Annotated in this window: 15 protein-coding genes and 1 riboswitch; of the genes, 4 read left to right on the forward strand and 11 right to left on the reverse strand. The window is 46.2% G+C overall.

All coding sequences use genetic code 11. From position 1 onward, the window contains the following. Positions 1–172: 172 nt before the first annotated feature. From glmS to FD967_RS10115, 5 genes are read right to left on the reverse strand one after another with little or no spacing between them, the layout of a single operon-like run. Positions 173–2005, reverse strand: a complete 1833-nt coding sequence (glmS, locus tag FD967_RS10095) for a glutamine--fructose-6-phosphate transaminase (isomerizing) (RefSeq protein ID WP_215325932.1) — start codon at positions 2003–2005, stop codon at positions 173–175. Next, on the reverse strand, positions 2005–3465 hold the full coding sequence (glmU, locus tag FD967_RS10100; protein ID WP_215325934.1) for a bifunctional UDP-N-acetylglucosamine diphosphorylase/glucosamine-1-phosphate N-acetyltransferase GlmU: 1461 nt from the start codon (positions 3463–3465) through the stop codon (positions 2005–2007). Before glmU ends, glmS begins: the two co-directional genes overlap by 1 nt. Next, positions 3462–4370: a tRNA 2-thiocytidine(32) synthetase TtcA gene (gene ttcA, locus FD967_RS10105; RefSeq protein ID WP_215325936.1), complete on the reverse strand. Its 909-nt coding sequence runs from the start codon at positions 4368–4370 to the stop codon at positions 3462–3464. Before ttcA ends, glmU begins: the two co-directional genes overlap by 4 nt. A 28-nt stretch (positions 4371–4398) precedes the next feature. Then, positions 4399–4794 carry a dihydroneopterin aldolase gene (locus FD967_RS10110; protein ID WP_215325938.1) on the reverse strand — a complete coding sequence of 132 codons (396 nt, stop codon included), beginning with the start codon at positions 4792–4794 and terminating at the stop codon, positions 4399–4401. A 55-nt stretch (positions 4795–4849) separates the two neighbouring features. Then, positions 4850–5665, reverse strand: coding sequence for an SDR family oxidoreductase (locus FD967_RS10115; protein WP_215325939.1), 816 nt, complete (start codon positions 5663–5665; stop codon positions 4850–4852). A gap of 90 nt (positions 5666–5755) precedes the next feature. On the opposite strand from FD967_RS10115, the gene FD967_RS10120 reads away from it, so the two are divergent. Next, complete coding sequence (locus tag FD967_RS10120) at positions 5756–6883, forward strand: class I SAM-dependent methyltransferase (RefSeq protein ID WP_251369037.1); 1128 nt, start codon at positions 5756–5758, stop codon at positions 6881–6883. 5 nt (positions 6884–6888) lie between these two features. On the opposite strand, the gene FD967_RS10125 is transcribed toward FD967_RS10120, so the two are convergent. The 3 genes from FD967_RS10125 to FD967_RS10135 are packed head-to-tail and all read right to left on the reverse strand — an operon-like array spanning position 6889 to position 10872. Beyond that, positions 6889–8019 carry a polynucleotide adenylyltransferase gene (locus FD967_RS10125; protein WP_215325942.1) on the reverse strand — a complete coding sequence of 377 codons (1131 nt, stop codon included), beginning with the start codon at positions 8017–8019 and terminating at the stop codon, positions 6889–6891. A gap of 4 nt (positions 8020–8023) precedes the next feature. Continuing rightward, positions 8024–8932 carry a complex I NDUFA9 subunit family protein gene (locus tag FD967_RS10130; RefSeq protein WP_215325943.1) on the reverse strand — a complete coding sequence of 303 codons (909 nt, stop codon included), beginning with the start codon at positions 8930–8932 and terminating at the stop codon, positions 8024–8026. A gap of 23 nt (positions 8933–8955) precedes the next feature. After that, entirely contained in the window at positions 8956–10872 is a 1917-nt protein-coding gene (locus FD967_RS10135; protein ID WP_215327266.1) for a lytic transglycosylase domain-containing protein, read from the reverse strand. 97 nt (positions 10873–10969) lie between these two features. Here FD967_RS10135 and FD967_RS10140 point away from each other — a divergent pair, with 97 nt between their 5' ends. Further along, the gene (locus FD967_RS10140) at positions 10970–11593 is read left to right on the forward strand and encodes a 5-formyltetrahydrofolate cyclo-ligase (RefSeq protein WP_251369039.1); all 624 of its coding nucleotides are present in this window, start codon (positions 10970–10972) and stop codon (positions 11591–11593) included. On the opposite strand, the gene metF is transcribed toward FD967_RS10140, so the two are convergent. The 3 genes from metF to metK all read right to left on the reverse strand — a co-directional run bounded on the left by metF (position 11583) and on the right by metK (position 15333). Next, positions 11583–12413, reverse strand: a complete 831-nt coding sequence (metF, locus tag FD967_RS10145) for a methylenetetrahydrofolate reductase [NAD(P)H] (RefSeq protein ID WP_215325945.1) — start codon at positions 12411–12413, stop codon at positions 11583–11585. The genes FD967_RS10140 and metF overlap by 11 nt on opposite strands. A gap of 55 nt (positions 12414–12468) precedes the next feature. After that, a complete protein-coding gene (gene ahcY / locus FD967_RS10150) occupies positions 12469–13914 on the reverse strand; it encodes an adenosylhomocysteinase (protein WP_215325946.1) in 1446 nt (481 codons plus the stop codon). A 61-nt stretch (positions 13915–13975) separates the two neighbouring features. Then, positions 13976–14087: riboswitch (S-adenosyl-L-homocysteine riboswitch) on the reverse strand. Positions 14088–14166: 79 nt separating this feature from the next. Further along, positions 14167–15333 carry a methionine adenosyltransferase gene (gene metK, locus FD967_RS10155; protein WP_046330959.1) on the reverse strand — a complete coding sequence of 389 codons (1167 nt, stop codon included), beginning with the start codon at positions 15331–15333 and terminating at the stop codon, positions 14167–14169. Between the two features lie 203 nt (positions 15334–15536). Between metK and FD967_RS10160 the strand changes: the two genes are divergently transcribed. Beyond that, positions 15537–16397: a lysophospholipid acyltransferase family protein gene (locus FD967_RS10160; RefSeq protein WP_215325947.1), complete on the forward strand. Its 861-nt coding sequence runs from the start codon at positions 15537–15539 to the stop codon at positions 16395–16397. Between the two features lie 24 nt (positions 16398–16421). Continuing rightward, complete coding sequence (locus tag FD967_RS10165; protein ID WP_215325948.1) at positions 16422–17321, forward strand: lipid A biosynthesis acyltransferase; 900 nt, start codon at positions 16422–16424, stop codon at positions 17319–17321. Positions 17322–17368: the final 47 nt, after the last annotated feature.

Genomic DNA, 17368 nt, shown 5'->3' on the forward strand with positions numbered 1-17368 from the left:
TTTGCCTTGAAAGGATCTTGTACAAACGGGTCCCAAAAGGAATTTTTGACGACAAACCCGAGTGATTTTGTCCAACTAGTCTAAAAAAAGTTGATGACCGCGTCTGTGCTCTAAAAGACATAGGGAGTGAGCTGTATTTGCATATCAGCAATCAATCCACCCCCGTTGAAAACTACTCCACCGTGACGCTCTTTGCAAGATTGCGAGGCTTATCGACATCAGTACCCAAGGTGCACGCGGTGTGATACGCCAAGAGCTGAAGGGGAACTACATGCAAGATTGGTGAAAGATTGCCGTAGTGTTCAGGCAAACGAATCACATTGATACCTTCACCACCCGTGATCTCGGTATCTTGGTCAGCAAAGACGTACAGCTTTCCACCGCGGGCTTTAACTTCTTGCATATTGGATTTGAGCTTTTCTAATAGGTCATCCTTAGGTGCCACGGTGACTACTGGCATCTTGTCAGTAACCAAGGCGAGCGGTCCATGCTTTAACTCACCCGCTGGGTAGGCTTCAGCATGAATATACGAAATTTCCTTTAGTTTGAGAGCACCTTCGAGAGCAATCGGGTAGTGCATGCCGCGCCCTAGGAATAAAGCGTTTTCGCACTTAGCAAATGCTGTACTCCAAGCAATAATCTGAGGCTCAAGCGCTAATACTGCATGCAAAGCTTTGGGTAAATGGCGCAAGTCACGCAAGAGCTCCTTCTCTCGTTCGGGACTTACTTTTCCTGCGCGCTTGGCTAATGACACAGCCAACAGATAAAGGGCAAGCAACTGAGTTGTAAATGCTTTAGTAGAAGCTACACCAATCTCAGTACCAGCCTTAGTTAAGAAATTCCAATTGGTTTCGCGAACCATAGCACTACTCGCTACATTACAAATCGCCAAGGTGTAATGATGCCCCAAAGACTGTGCATGGCGCAAAGCTGCCAAAGTATCAGCAGTCTCACCAGACTGGGAGACCACCACAATTAATGTATTGGGATTAGGTACGGTTGTGCGATAACGATATTCACTAGCAATCTCAACTTGAGTCGGAATACCGGCCAAATCCTCTAACCAATATTTAGCAACACAGGCAGAATAGTAACTAGTACCGCAAGCTAAGATCAAAATTTGATCAAACTTTTTCCACTGCTCGGGATCGGCGTTAAAGAGTTCCGGACCAAAGCTAGCAATATTGGCAAGTGTGTCGCCAATTGCTCTTGGTTGCTCAAAAATCTCTTTTTGCATGTAGTGCTGATAAGGCCCTAGATCTACTGAATCAGCCTGAGCAGGCATCGGCTTTTGCTCTCGCTGCGCCGTCTTTCCTGCCAGATCAATGATCTCAACACTCTCCGGCTTTAGAACAGCAACATCGCCCTCTTCCAAATAGATCATGGAGTGTGCTCGACCAGCAAGCGCTAAAGCATCAGAAGCCAGAAAGTTTTCATTTTCACCAAGAGCAACCACCAATGGTGAGCCAACACGCGCGCCCACCAAAACATTTGGGCGATCTTGTGCAATCACGCCAATCGCATAAGCGCCATGAAGTCTTGGCAATACGGAACGGACTGATGCGACTAAATCCACTTGCTTACCAGATACATAGGCTTGATGAATTAAATGCGCAATCACCTCGGTATCCGTTTCTGAGGTAAATACATAACCTGCTGATTTCAGCTCAGCGCGTAGTGATTCGTAGTTTTCAATAATGCCGTTATGGACCACGGCAATCAATTCACCAGAAATATGGGGATGTGCATTTTGTGTATCTGGCTTACCGTGCGTTGCCCAGCGAGTATGCGCAATACCTAGAGTGCCATGAAATTCTTTACCCTGCTCCGCTAACTCAGAGACACGGGCAGTAGTGCGTGCACGCTCAATCGGATGCTTGGCATCATCGCCATTCATTACAGCAAAACCACAAGAATCATAGCCGCGGTACTCAAGACGACGTAAGCCTTCAATTAAAACTTCCACAATGTTCTTACGCGATGCTGCGCCAACAATTCCGCACATTATTTTTTAGCCTTAGCGGGTTTTTTAGCAAGCACTTTTTTATTTGCTAGCTTTTTCTCTTGCTTTACCGGGCGCTGCCACTGCAAAGAAATTTGCTTGGCTCTAGAGACGGTTAGCTGATTGGGTGGCGCATCTTTAGTCAGAGTCGTGCCCGCTCCTAGAGTAGCACCGCGGCCAACACGCACTGGAGCAACTAGCTGGGTATCGGAGCCAATGAAGACATCGTCCTCAATAATGGTTTGGTGTTTATTCACACCATCATAGTTGCAAGTAATCGTACCTGCGCCGATATTAACTCTAGAGCCCACGATGGAATCGCCCACATAAGCCAAGTGATTGGCCTTACTATTTGCGGCGATCTTGCTGTTCTTCACTTCAACAAAGTTGCCGATATGTACATCATTAGACAAATCTGCACCAGGTCGTAAACGTGCGTATGGCCCAATTAGTGAACTTGCCCCAACCTGTGCTCCATCGATATGGCTGTAGGGATGAATTGTGACATTCTTGCCAATCACGCTATTACGCACAATGCAGTACGGACCCACTTTTGTACCTGCAGCCAAAGTGACACAACCCTCGAATACACAACCGACATCAATAAAGACATCTGTACCGCACTCTAAGGTTCCACGAACATCAATCCGCGCTGGATCAGCCAAAGAAACTCCGGAATCCATTAATGCATTTGCTTGATTGAGTTGGTGTACCCGCTCTAATGCGGCCAACTGATCACGACTATTAACACCAACAATCTCATATTCAGCATCGGGCTTTGTAGTACGAATAGGTACGCCATCTTGAACTGCCATCGTAATGACATCAGTTAAATAGTATTCGCCTTGGGCATTACTTGCACGCAAAGACTTCAACCATTTCTTGAGTGAGTTTGTTGGCAGCACCATAATGCCAGTATTAATTTCTTGAATACGCTTTTGCTCAGACGATGCATCTTTTTCTTCAACGATCTCTTTTACTGATCCATCAATATCGCGCACGATACGGCCATAGCCCTTTGGATTATTGAGGCTTTGAGTCAGAAGCGCTAATGCAGAATCTTCACCACGCACACCATCAGCCAATTTAACTAATTTAGACAGCGTCTTCTTACTTGTTAGGGGGACATCGCCATACAGAACCAAAGTAGGTTCATTCACATCCAGCTTAGGTAAAGCCTGTAATAAGGCGTGGCCCGTTCCTTTTTGCTCCGCCTGCAATACTGTACCCACTTTGCCAAAGCGAGAATCTTGCTCACTGGAGATCTGAAGAAATTCCTCAACATCAGCAGCACCATGCCCAATAACCACGATAGGGCCAGTTTTAGCGCTTTTACCTTGTAGGTCTATAGCTGTATTCAAAACATGCTGGAGAAGGGGTTTTCCGGCCAAGGTTTGAAGAACCTTGGGTAACGCGGACTTCATCCGCTTTCCCTGCCCAGCAGCCAAAATAACGATGTTCATAGAGAAGGATTATAAGACCCCTGAATGAGTGTTCCACAGGCTATTTCATCAATTTCTGTCTCGTCAATTGCCTTATCGCCAGCAGATCTTGCGGCAATGCCCGATAGTTCTGTAGAGATCCCCAGATTCTTAAAATCAAAGGCCTCGCCATCCATTAGATGGGATGGCACGATGTGGTGCATTGAGCGAAAGAGATTCTCGACGCGCCCTGGGTGCTTTTTCTCCCACTCGCGCAACATTTCTTTCATAGCGCCACGCTGGAGATTGGGCTGACTACCGCACAGATTGCACGGAATAATCGGGAAGTTCATATCTACCGCATAACGCTCAAGTAACTTTTCAGGAACGTAAGCTAGGGGGCGAATGACGATGTGCTTGCCATCATCAGATCGCAACTTTGGTGGCATGCCTTTGAGCTTGCCAGCAAAGAACATATTGAGCATTAATGTCTCTAGGATGTCATCACGATGGTGGCCCAAGGCAATCTTAGTAGCGCCCAACTCATCTGCTACACGATACAAAATACCACGACGTAATCGAGAGCAAAGTCCACACGTAGTTTTTCCTTCTGGGATAACACGTTTGACGATGCTATAGGTATCTTGATTTTCAATGTGATACTCAACACCTAAAGCTTTTAAATAGTTCGGCAAAATCTCCGCCGGAAAGCCTGGCTGCTTTTGATCTAAGTTGACAGCAACAATTTCAAAATCAATTGGGGCGCGCTCACGTAGTTTCAACAAAATATCGAGCATGGCATAACTATCCTTGCCGCCTGATAAACACACCATCACTTTATCGCCATCTTCGATCATGCCAAAGTCGCCAATCGCTTGGCCAACTAAACGACATAGCTTTTTCTCGAGCTTGTTTTCTTCTAAGACAACTTTACGAATATCACTCATAGCTACTAAATTATTTTCTGGAGTTTCTTTAAACCTGCTTCATCCGAAACACCTCAACACCAACGGAGTGGCAATCAGGATAGACATCGGGCTTAGCCGTGCTGACGCGAGCAGCAATGACCTTGGGATGCAATAGCATTGAATTGACGATGTCATCGCAAAAGGTTTCTTGTAAATGGATATGGCCTTGGGAAGACCGTGCCTTAATGGTTTCACGCATAAAGTCATAGTCAACCACTTCTTCCAATAAATCTTTAGAAGGAGTATTCATATTCAGTGGAATGTAGAGATCTACATTGAGAATAACGCGTTGTTCAGCCTTTTTCTCAAAATCATGGACGCCAATATTGATATAGATTTCATAGTCACGCAGAAATAAGCGGCGGCAATCGGTAAGTGCTGGATGAGAAAGAATGGCGTTCATAAATTGTGTATTAACTCTTTCTTTATTTACTATTTTTTTATTCTGTATTAAATTTTTAGTTTGTTTTAAACATCACATCGCGTGATGATGGCAACAGATGTTGTCCGCCATCCACATATAAGGTAGTACCCGTGATCGCATTTGAGCTAGCCAGAAATACGGCTGCTTTTGCAATATCACCGGGTGTTGATGACTTGCCTAATGGTGTCATCTGGTGCGCTTTCACAAAACCTGCTTCGGTTTGATCACCAGAAGTCAGCGTAATACCGGGAGCTAAACCAATCACTCGCAAGTGCGGGGCAAAATCTACCGCCAGCACCTCAACTGAAGTAAGAAGTGCAGCCTTAGATAATGTGTATGACAAATAGTCTGGATTGAGATTAATTAATTTTTGATCGAGTAACTGAATTACCGAGGGGATTGATAAATCACCCTCGCTTACTTTCTTTGACTGACTCTTTTGATAGTCAAACATCAACCGCGATAACAATATGGGCGCGGTTAAATTGACCTGCATGTGGTCTTGTAAAGTCTTGCTACTGAGTGGAGTATCCGAATTAGCACGATCGTACTCAAATATGGAAGCACTATTCACTAGGCATTGCAAGTTATCGAACTCAGCAAGCACTGCGGTAAATAGAGAATTGATTTCCGCTTCATTGGCAAGGTCAGCCTTAAATGCTGAGGCCTTACGCCCTAACTTTTGGATTTCAGTTACGGTAGCTTGAGCCTCAGACACAGACCGGCCATAGTGGACAGCTACATCCCAGCCCTGGCGAGCAAACTCCAAGGCAATTTCTCGACCAAGGCGCTTGGCAGCGCCGGTCACTAAAACTGCTTTATTTTGCTGAGGTTGTGGGTTTGAACTCAAGTTACCTAAATTCTCTTAGACTAGGGAGCTATGGATATTACCTTGACCAGCCTTGAAACGGCTCATACCGAGCTTCTTAACCAAAAAATAATGGCAGAAATCGCCTCAAACGGCGGCTGGATACCCTTTTCTAAATATATGGAAATGGCTCTCTATGAGCCAGGAATGGGTTATTACAGTGCTGGGGCCCATAAATTAGGCACTGGTGGTGATTTCACGACCGCGCCTGAGCTCTCCCCCCTATTTGGTGCTGCCATTGTGGAGACGCTTCTACCTATTCTGGAGGGCCTGCAGGCTCAAGGACTCCCTACCCAGATTCTAGAGTTTGGTGCCGGGACTGGTAAGTTGGCTGAATCCATTCTGAGCCGACTGCACGATCTAGATTTCTCTTTGGATCACTACGACATTATCGAGATCTCTCCAGACCTTGCACAAAGACAAGAAAAGCGGCTTCAACATCTCTCCAAGGAACTTAATCTATCCACTCACTGCCGTTGGCTCAGCTCCTTACCCAGCAACTTCAAAGGTATTATTTTGGCTAACGAAGTCATTGATGCCATTCCTTGTGATGCCATCATTTTTCAGAATAGCTTCTGGTATTGGCGGGGGGTTTCAATTATTGATGGCAGACTTACTTGGTCAACAGGAAAGCCCGTTGAACAAGCCCTACTTCCAGCAGTTTTAGTGAATGGAAGTTTCTCTGAAGGCTATGTTACCGAACTGCATGCACCAGCAAACGCCTGGATGCTCCAAGTAGCTAATCATCTAGATACTGGCCTTTTTCTCACCTTTGACTATGGCTTTCCAGAGAACGAGTACTACCACGCACAGCGCTTAGACGGCACACTCATGGCACATCATCGCCATCATGCCATTCAAGATCCGTTTTATCTTCCAGGGTTATGTGATTTGACTACCCACGTGGAGTGGTCACAGATTGCACGTAGTGCACTAGAGACAGAAATTGATGATGTCTATCTCAGCAATCAAGCAGCTTACTTACTAGATGCGGGTATTGGCGATATCGCATTAGAGATTGGCGACCCTAGCAATCCAGAAACTTTTTTACCCATTTCAAACTCTCTGCAAAAACTATTATCCGAAGCGGAGATGGGTGAGCTTTTTAAGGTCTTCGCATTCTCAAAGAAACTATCTAACATATTGCCAGAACACACATTAGAAGACTTGCCTGGCCTTCGAGGCAGGAACCGGCTGTAAGTTGATCAGATAGTTAATGCTGCAGCAATGGCCGAGAGTCTTGCGGCATCAACTGCACAGCGAATACTTTCACCATTGGATCGCTCTTCTGCGGCAATACTTTCAATAATTTCCGCAGTGTTGAGTGCCTGAGCATTTTGCATTGCCAAAATTAAAGTGTCGACATTTAGGCCGATGCGTTTAGCTAAATCCAGTAAAGCCTGGCCACGCTCAGGCTTGCGCCAAACATCTGCACGATTAAACCATGCCAGTACATCGGAAGGTTGATGTGCATCTTCTGCCGTCTGCTCAGTTAATAAATTGAGCTCGCTAAATATTTCACTGAAGTCACGCACCTCATTTGGCATTTTGACGCACGCTGCCCATGACCGAATTTCATTAGCAGACAAATTCATGAGAGTGACAGCGCAGCGATCTTCTAGACGGGTATCTGCTGCATGCAAATGTGCAATCAGCTGCTCGCGGAATTCTTCTTTAGCCAAAGAGGATGTCAGTGTTGACGGTAGCAATACCTTGGCTGCATCAGCATCGAGCAGAACTTGGAACATTCGCATTGGCTTACTGGCAGCAAGGCCTCTAGCTAACTCCTGCCAAATTCTTTCAGCCGATAGTGCTGATAATTCATTAGATCGAACAATCGCCCGTAAGGCATCCATTGTTTCTGGCGCAACCATGAACTCAGGAAAGCGGGCTGCAAAACGAGCAATACGCAATAGACGCAAAGGATCCTCTGCAAACGCATCAGATACATGGCGGAAAATTTTTGACGCCAAATCGTCCTGACCGTTATAGGGATCCAAAATAGGTCCCACCAATTTGCCATCAGCCCCCACCTCCTGGGCCATTGCATTAATCGTCAGATCACGACGCTCTAAGTCTTGCTCTAGGGTGACAGTCGGATCGGCATAAAACAGAAAGCCCTTGTAGCCCTTACCCGTCTTACGCTCCGTACGAGCCAAGGCATATTCAGCTTGAGTCTCTGGATGCAGAAAGACGGGAAAATCTTTGCCCACAGGACGATATCCCTGAGCAATCATCTCTTCTACGCTAGAACCTACTACGACGTAATCAATGTCATGCACCGGCAAACCCATGAGGGTATCTCGAATAGTGCCACCGACTGCATAGACCTTCATCGACTTATTTCATGCCTTCTAGTGTGCGACGACTCATGCCAAAGACTTTACTCAGGGCATCCACTCTATTGAGCGGCAGGATGTTGGGCAACTGCATTGAGGCAATATTGTCGCGTGACATTAAGGTCGGAACCGGCAAGAACTCAAATGCCAAAGCCTGAAGATAACCAACAAAATCGGGCACGGGAATGATCATGCATTTTGTATCAACTTTGCGCGCAGCAAATTCCACAATCTCTTTCATGGTGTAGACCGTAGGCCCTACTAAATCATAAGACTGACGAATCGTCGATGGCATTTTTAAAGATCTTGTAAATGCAGTAGCCACATCATCCACGCTCACCGGCTGAAACTGCGCCCCAGAATTTGCCAAAGGCATCACCGGAAATAATTTCGTTAATTTGGCAAACAAATTAATAAACTGATCTTGTGCACCAAAAATGACTGAAGGTCTAAAAATAGTCCAGTCGAGATTGCTAGCTTTTACTGCAGCCTCTCCATCACCCTTGCTACGCTGATACATCGATGGGCCATTTGAATCTGCGCCCAATGCACTCATATGCAAGTAACGCCTGAGGCCATGTAACTGCATAGCGGTCATAATATTTTTAGGGAGCTCTACATGAGCCGCTTCAAATACTTTTCCATAAGGCTGAGCTGGCTTGTCATGCAGCACACCAACTAAATTAATCACTGCACCGCCAGGTTTCATACGTGAACAAAGCTCTTGCAAAGAATCAAACTCATGCACATCAGCATCTTCTAAATGTATCTTTGGCAACATGCGTAATTCACGTGCGGATGCCAAGTGCCTGGTGGGTAGCAATACTGAATAGCCTTCTGCTTGCAATTGGGCAGCCAAGACTCTGCCTACAAAACCGTTACCGCCAATTAGCAGAATGTCGTATTTCATAAAAATCCCATCTAGTTAAATTACTAAGGAAGCTCAGAGGCGTTTGCTGCCTTAGGAGTGATCACCCCTAAACGCTGCTTTAAAGATTGTGTCTGTCCGTGCATTACCGATGAATAATACGTGGCGTTCGCTAAAACATTTTTTACGTAAGTGCGAGTCTCATTGAACGGAATGGTTTCAGCAAAAATTGCACCCTCTGTTGGGCTAGTGAGCTTTTCCCGCCAAGTTTTCGAGCGTGATGGACCAGCGTTATAGGCAGCAGAAGCCAAAACCCAAGAGCCATCCAAATCTACTAAGACCATGTTTAAGTAATTGCTACCTAAGGTGAGGTTGGTATTGGTATCGGCAAGCTTGTCATTGGTATAAGAGCTCATGCCAATCTTCTTGGCCACATACTTTGCTGTGTTCGGCATCACCTGCATCAATCCTGAAGCGCCCACTGAAGAGGAAGCATTCATGATGAAGCGTGACTCTTGGCGAATCAACCCATAAGTCCAAGCCAAGTTCAAATCAATTTGCTTTGCAATCGGCGATAGCTCATCACGATAGGGTGTAGGGTAGCGCAAACTGAAGTCATGCTCTTGCTTGGTACGGTCTGCAGTATTGACAACACGGTCATACAGACCAATACGCTTGGCGTACTCAGCAGATGCCAATAGCTGCTTATCAGTCATATTACGCAACTCCCAGTTCCACTCTCGATTGCCTTCAAAACGTAAATTCATAGCATAGAAACGCTCGCCCCTGATAAAGCCTTTGCGCTGAGACATCGCTTCGATTTCCGCATCACCAACCTTAGTGCGTGCAGGTACATGATTTGATTTACCTAGATCCTCTCGTGCAAGCTGCCCATAAAAATTGTATTGATCGGCAACGAGCTCAAGGTTCTCGCGTGCCTTTTCATTTTGTCCATCCACCTTCAATGCACGCGCATACCAATAAGTCCAGGCAGGATCTTTACTCCGCAAGGCAGGATTCATCCCTTCAATCGCATTTTTTACCAGCGCCCAATCCTTGGCACGTAAGCCTGCACGGACCTTCCACTCTTGGCTTTCAGAAGAGAGCAGTTCGTTATAACCTAGCTCCTGCTGAAGCCGATAGGCATCATCAGCATTGGGGTCTAATTTCTTTGCGAGAAACTGACCAATAACACCCCAAGCTACAGCTTGGTTCTCCTTGCTATAACGTGATGCATTTTGTGAAAAATCTTTAAATGCTTTTGCAGGATCGGCTTTGGCAGCTTTCACAATCTCGGTAATAGGATCTTCGCCGCCCAAGCGACGTGACATCGTGTCAAAACCCATTTCACTGGCAGCGCGGCCAATCGCTTTTGCTTCGCTCGGCGTCATGCCTCCGGCACCAGCCAAGGCGGGCACCAATTCTTGGCAAGCCTGGCCGTAATAACGTGGGTCCAATAATATTGCGCGTGCGTCGATTGCAACTTTTACTGGATTCTCACCTTGAGCCAATTTCGACTGCAGTGAATAGCATTTCACCTGAGTGTCATCATCCAAAACAAACTTGGGATATTCGACCTCAAAGCGCGACCAGTCTTTTCGCTTACCCAAAACGAGCAGCCAATCATTACGCATCCGATCGGCTAGAGCCGTACCTTGATATTGATTTAGAAAAGCCATCACCTGAGAGTCAGCATTACTATCGGCGCGTGCGACACCAGCACTATCAAATAGCTGAGGTTTTATGCGGAAATAAGCTACATAGTCGTCATAGGGATAATTCGAGAGGCTGGCTGCTAATGTCTGTGCTCGAGCAACATCATTTCTTTTGGCTGCCTCACGTAACTCAATAAAAGTGCGATCGCCTTCGGTGATTTCAAATGCTGAAACCCTACTTTCTTTAGCGGGAATAGTTTTCTTGGCTTTTTCAGCAAAAATGCTGGGCGCAGAAACTGCAAGGACTAGAAATAGAATCCCGCCCACGATTTTTTGCCAACCACCAGAAAGATCAAGCCTCTTTTTCACCGTCATACCTTATCGATTTACTATATCCCTTAATTTTCGCCTGATAATGGTCGATATGCACGGCAATTCTCCAAAATCGTTACGGCAGGACTTGCTAGCCCAAAGAAAACAGTTTGCGGGCCGCGCAAGCTATTCCATCGCTCAAGAAGCCATTTTGGCTGGCCTAGCGAGTTTTCTGGCTGACCATGACACTCAAGTTCAATCCATTGCCTTGTATTGCCCTATACAAGATGAGCTTGATTTACGACCTGCATTATTAGCCTGGGCTGAGAGTAAAGCAGGTAAAACGCTTGCCCTCCCTTTTGCGCGCCCCGATAAGCATTTGGATTTTTATGTCTGGCAAGAGGGTGACCTACTGATTCCAAGTCGCCACGGCGTACCAGAACCAGACCCCAATAACCCCCGCAGACCTCAAATCACTCCTGACTGCATTTTGATTCCGTGCGTTGGCTGGTCAGAGTCTAAGGTAGGCGATAAAACCCATTATTGGCGACTGGGTTATGGGGGCGGCTACTTTGATCGCACTTTAGCGCAATTGCGTAAAGCCAAACCTGAGCTGCTGTGCATAGGAATTGGCTTTGATTGGCAAAAGTTAGATGATGCGCAGTGGCAAGCTCAAATGCATGATGAGCCTTTAGATGCGATGCTGACAGAGTCAGGCTTGGTAATTACTTGTTGAGACTTAAATTATCTGCAATGGCTAAAACGGCATCAGCCTGATTCAGTGAATAGAAATGCAGTCCAGGTGCACCTGCCACTAAAAGCTGGTCGCAAAGGTCGGTAACTACCTCTTCACCAAACGCACGAATAGAAGCAGTGTCATCGCCATAGGACTGTAAGCGCAAGCGAATCCAACGCGGGATTTCTGCGCCGCAGGCATCTGAGAAGCGAAGCAACTGGGTGCTATTGGTAATCGGCATGATTCCCGCAATAATCGGCTGAGTTACACCCAATTCATATGCCTCATCTACAAAACGGAAGTATGCATCACTGTTATAGAAATACTGAGTCACTGCTGAATTAGCTCCAGCCTTCATCTTCTGCACAAAGAAATCGACATCAGTTGCCGGTGACTTGGCTTGAGGATGGCATTCCGGATATGCTGCTACATCAATATGAAACCAGTCACCGGTTTCTGTACGAATGAATTCAACTAATTCATTAGCATGATGGAACTCACCATACTGACCCATGCCAGATGGTAAGTCGCCACGTAAAGCTACGATACGCTTAATACCTAAAGCTTGGTATTGCTTCAACATCTCGCGCACGCTCTCACGTGAGCTTCCAACACAAGATAAGTGGGGAGCAACCGCTGCACCTGCAGCATGAATGTCGCTCACCACTTTTAATGTGCCAGATTGAGTAGAGCCACCGGCACCAAAAGTCACAGAATAAAAAGCGGGCTTGAGCATTTCACTAAAACGCTCGCGCACGAGATATAACTTATTCTCACCTTCAGTTGTTTTTGGAGGAAAGAATTCAACGCTTAATTCCATGATCTTGGGCCTGTATCTCTATTTCTCTATTGAACAATATCTAGCAAGGAGCAGATTAATAACGGTAGTGATCGGTCTTATAAGGACCTTCCTTCGTCACGCCAATGTAAGAAGCTTGCTGATCAGACAATACGGTTAACTGAGCATTTAATGTCTTGAGCTGCAAACGCGCAACCTTCTCATCCAAATGCTTAGGCAAGGTATAAACACCAACCGGGTATTTATCTGTGCCAACTGCATTCCACAATTCGATCTGCGCAATCACTTGGTTCGCAAATGAAGAGCTCATGACATAAGATGGGTGACCTGTACCGCAACCCAAGTTAACTAAACGGCCCTTGGCCAAGATAATGATGCGCTTCTCAGGATTGCCATTAGCGGCCGGGAAAATCACGTGATCTACTTGCGGCTTGATTTCTTCCCACTTGTATTTCTCGATACCAGCAACATCAATCTCGTTATCAAAGTGGCCAATGTTACAAACGATAGCTTGGTTCTTCATCTTGACCATATGGTCATGTGTAATCACATGGTAGTTACCAGTTGCTGAAACAAAGATATCCGCTTTATCTGCAGCGTAATCCATTGTGACAACGCGGTAGCCTTCCATCGCAGCTTGCAATGCGCAAATTGGATCTACCTCAGTAACCCAAACTTGAGCAGACAAAGCGCGCAGGGCTTGAGCTGAGCCTTTACCCACATCGCCGTAACCGCAAACCACTGCAACCTTACCGGCAACCATCACATCAGTAGCACGCTTGATCGCATCCACTAAAGACTCACGACAACCGTAGAGGTTATCAAACTTACTCTTGGTAACAGAGTCATTGACGTTAATGGCTGGAAACTTTAATTCACCCTTAGCAAACATCTGATAAAGACGATGTACACCAGTAGTAGTTTCTTCTGTAACGCCTTTAACTTTTTCTAAACGGGTGGAATACCAAGTTGGATCTTGCGCTAATTTCTTTTTAATAGCCGCAAACAAAATAGTTTCTTCCTCGCTCGTTGGATGATTCAAGCAAGCTTGATCTTTTTCAGCGCGTGCGCCCAAGTGCAATAACAAAGTCGCATCGCCGCCGTCATCCAAAATCATATTAGTGAAGCCACCATCAGCCCACTCAAAAATACGATGGGTGTAATCCCAGTATTGCTCAAGCGTCTCGCCCTTGATCGCAAATACCGGTGTGCCGTTAGCAGCAATCGCTGCAGCAGCGTGATCTTGTGTAGAGAAAATATTGCAAGATGCCCACTGTACTTCAGCGCCAAGCGCTTCAAGCGTCTCGATCAAGACTGCGGTTTGAATAGTCATATGCAATGAGCCGGTGATGCGCGCACCACGTAATGGCTGCTGGGCTGCGAACTCATCGCGAATTGCAATCAAGCCTGGCATTTCAGTTTCAGCAATAGCAATTTCTTTACGGCCAAAGTCAGCCAAAGAAATATCAGCAATAGCGCAACGGGTTGCTACAAAGTTATTTAAATCGGAAACGGTACTCATGAATGCTCCAGCTAAATACGATCCAATGCTGGAGTAGAAACTCGCTAGCCATTGAATCATGGGTTAGCGAGCGCAGTTGCAATTAGCAAACTCTGGGATTACCTAGGAGTTCACTCCCTTCAAGCCTGGGGAAATACTGGTTCTCAGTATTCCTTGCAACGCTCCTTGAAGGTATGGCGAAATTGTAATCAATTTCGCCATATTTCGCCTCAATACAAGTACATACTGCAAATTTACTACTTGGAAAGCAGATTACAAGCCAGCAGCCGCACGTAATGCAGGCGCCTTATCGCACTGTTCCCAAGTAAATTCTGGCTCTTCACGACCAAAGTGACCATAAGCAGCAGTCTTGCGATAAATCGGACGCAAGAGGTTCAACATCTTGACGATGCCTTTTGGACGTAGGTCAAAATGCTCCGATACCAGTTGCGCAATCTTCTCGTCAGAGATCTTGCCAGTGCCAAAGGTGCTGACCATCACGGAAGTTGGCTTCGCCACACCAATCGCGTAAGAGATCTGAATCAAGCACTTGCTTGCTAAACCTGCGGCAACCACATTCTTTGCCACATAACGACCAGCATAGGCAGCAGAACGGTCAACCTTGGAAGGATCTTTACCAGAGAATGCGCCGCCACCGTGAGGAGCCGCACCACCGTAGGTATCCACAATGATCTTACGACCAGTCAGGCCACAATCGCCTTGCGGACCACCGATAACAAATCGACCTGTTGGATTCACCAAGAAATTGATGGCGCCTTTGATCAAATGCTTTGGCAATACGGGCTTGATGATTTCTTCGATCACTGCTTCGCGTAATTTCTCGAGAGAAATATCTTCATCATGTTGTGTAGAGAGAACCACGGTATCGATTGAGTCAGGCTTGCCATCCACATAACGCAAGGTCACTTGAGACTTTGCATCTGGACGCAACCAGTTCAAACGGCCATCACGGCGTAATTGAGATTGGCGCTCTACCAAACGGTGCGACAAATGAATCGGTAAAGGCATGAGCTCTGTAGTTTCATCGCAGGCATAACCGAACATCAAGCCTTGGTCACCAGCGCCTTGGTCTAGACCATCGTCATGCGCCTTATCTACGCCCTGAGCGATGTCAGGGCTTTGTTTGTCATAAGCAACCAATACGGCACAACCTTTGTAATCGATGCCGTAGTCAGTGTTGTCGTAACCAATTTCACGCAAAGTATTACGAGCAACTTGGATGTAATCCACATTGGCGTTTGTGGTGATTTCACCAGCCAAAACTACTAGTCCGGTGTTACACAGAGTTTCCGCAGCAACACGCGCAGTCGGGTCCTGAGCCAGGATCGAATCCAAGATGGCATCAGAGATTTGGTCTGCTACTTTATCGGGATGACCTTCAGAAACGGATTCTGAGGTAAAGAAGTAATCATTCGCCATTGCATATTCCTTTAAAAATTAACACGATCTGTGGGACAACTCGACGTGCCAGGAACTACAACGGCGACGCTTTAGCAGTATTTATGAATCGCCCTGCAAGTTGCCTTAACTCAGCGATGAATACATTCTATCCGAAAAACGCCTTATTCATCAAGCATCACCAGAAATTTGGCCCTAGCGTCGGCATTGAATATCATTAGAGGGTGCGCAAACTCCTTCTCAAGCTAACCCTCGCTGCAATAGCGGTATTGCCCTTATTCCTAGTTCAAGTGATCGGGGCTGCCTTGGGGATATTGGCTTATGTAGGATCCAAGCAATATCGATCACTTTTTCGTTCCCAATATGAAGCTGTTATTAAAAGCCATCATTTACCACAGCAAATCTGGTGTGCAGCAGCAGCCTCAGGGCAACTCTTCTCAGACAGCCTATGGATTTGGCGAAATTCCAAAAAGGCGCTGTCCCTGGTTGAAATACAAAACTGGGATCTAGTTGAGGCAGCCATCAATGAAGGTCATGGCCTAGTCATTCTCACACCGCATCTGGGTGGCTTTGAAATCATTCCCAGAGTATTGGCCCAACACTTTCCAGCGACCATTCTCTATCGTCCATCGCGCCAAGAATGGCTCAACGAAGTGGTTGAAGAGGGTCGCGCCTATCCCAATATGCATTTCGTGCCAACCAATCTGAACGGCGTTCGTCAAATGACACGGGCACTGACACGTGGGGAAGCCATTGGCATTCTTCCAGATCAAGTTCCGAGTGGCGGTGAAGGTGTATGGGTACCCTTCTTTGGGCGCTTAGCTTATACAACTCCGCTGCCAGCACGCTTAGCGAACCGTAACAACACACCGGTTGTCATGTTTACCGCTAAACGCAAAGGGCTGGGTAAAGGCTGGCTGATGCAAGCCAAGAGATTAGAGCCGCTTTCTGAGGATTCCACCCTAGCAGCGGCAGAACTCAACCTTGCTATTGAGAATGCAATCCTTGTTGCACCCAATCAATTCATCTGGGCCTATAACCGCTACAAACATCCAAGCGGAGCAGATTTACCACCAAGTAATTAGTTAATAAATTTATAATTAATTATCATGATCTGGTTACAAAATGTTTTCAATTTTCTAGCACTGAGCTTACTGCGCCTATTTGCATTTTTACCCTATAGCCTCACCATTCAGACTGGCTACGGTCTCGGCTGGTTAGCAGCTCACATACCTAATGAGCGTGCCAAGGTTGTTAAAACTAATTTACACCTGTGCTTTCCCAATCTAAGCGAAGATGAAATTGATTCACTAGCGCTAGAGCACTGGAAATTATTTGGGCGTAGCGTAATTGAAAGAAGTCGTATCTGGCTTGGTAGTGAAAAGCAGATTACCGACATCGTCACCATCAACTCCGAGATTACGCTGGGCGATCGTAAGCCACGGCTCTTAATTAATCCGCACTTTATTGGACTTGAAGGTGGCTTTATGGCCCTCTCTGTTTTGGCAAGTGCGCATGACTGGCCTCGCGGAGCCGGCCTCTATCAAAATATGAAGAACCCCTTCTTTAATCAAAAAATGATTGGATGGAGAAATCGTTTCGGAGGGAAATCCATTGAGAGGCAAAGTCGCTTACGTGATTTGATTCGTGAAATTCAAACGGGTAACTTTATTTTTATTGCACCTGATATTGATCTCGATCCACGCGACTCTGTTTTTGTACCTTTTTTTGGAATCCAAACGAATACGATCACCTCAGTCTCGCGTTTAGCCAGGCTCAGCGGTGCGGAAGTCTGCCTTATGACCACCACTTTGAATCCGGATCGCAAAGCTTATACCTGCAATATTAGCGCACCCCTTCCCAACTTCCCAACGGATGATGTGGAGGCAGATACTGCACGCCTGAACAAATACATCGAAGACCTTGTTCGAGAAAGGCCGGCAGAGTACTATTGGGTACATAAACGCTTCAAGCATCGGCCGCCTGGTGAGCCTAGCATCTATAACTAATTGGAATTCTTTTGAGCACGAATTTAAACAAGTCCGAACGCACACTA

This window comes from Polynucleobacter sp. JS-Mosq-20-D10, from assembly GCF_018687755.1.
GTDB lineage: Bacteria > Pseudomonadota > Gammaproteobacteria > Burkholderiales > Burkholderiaceae > Polynucleobacter.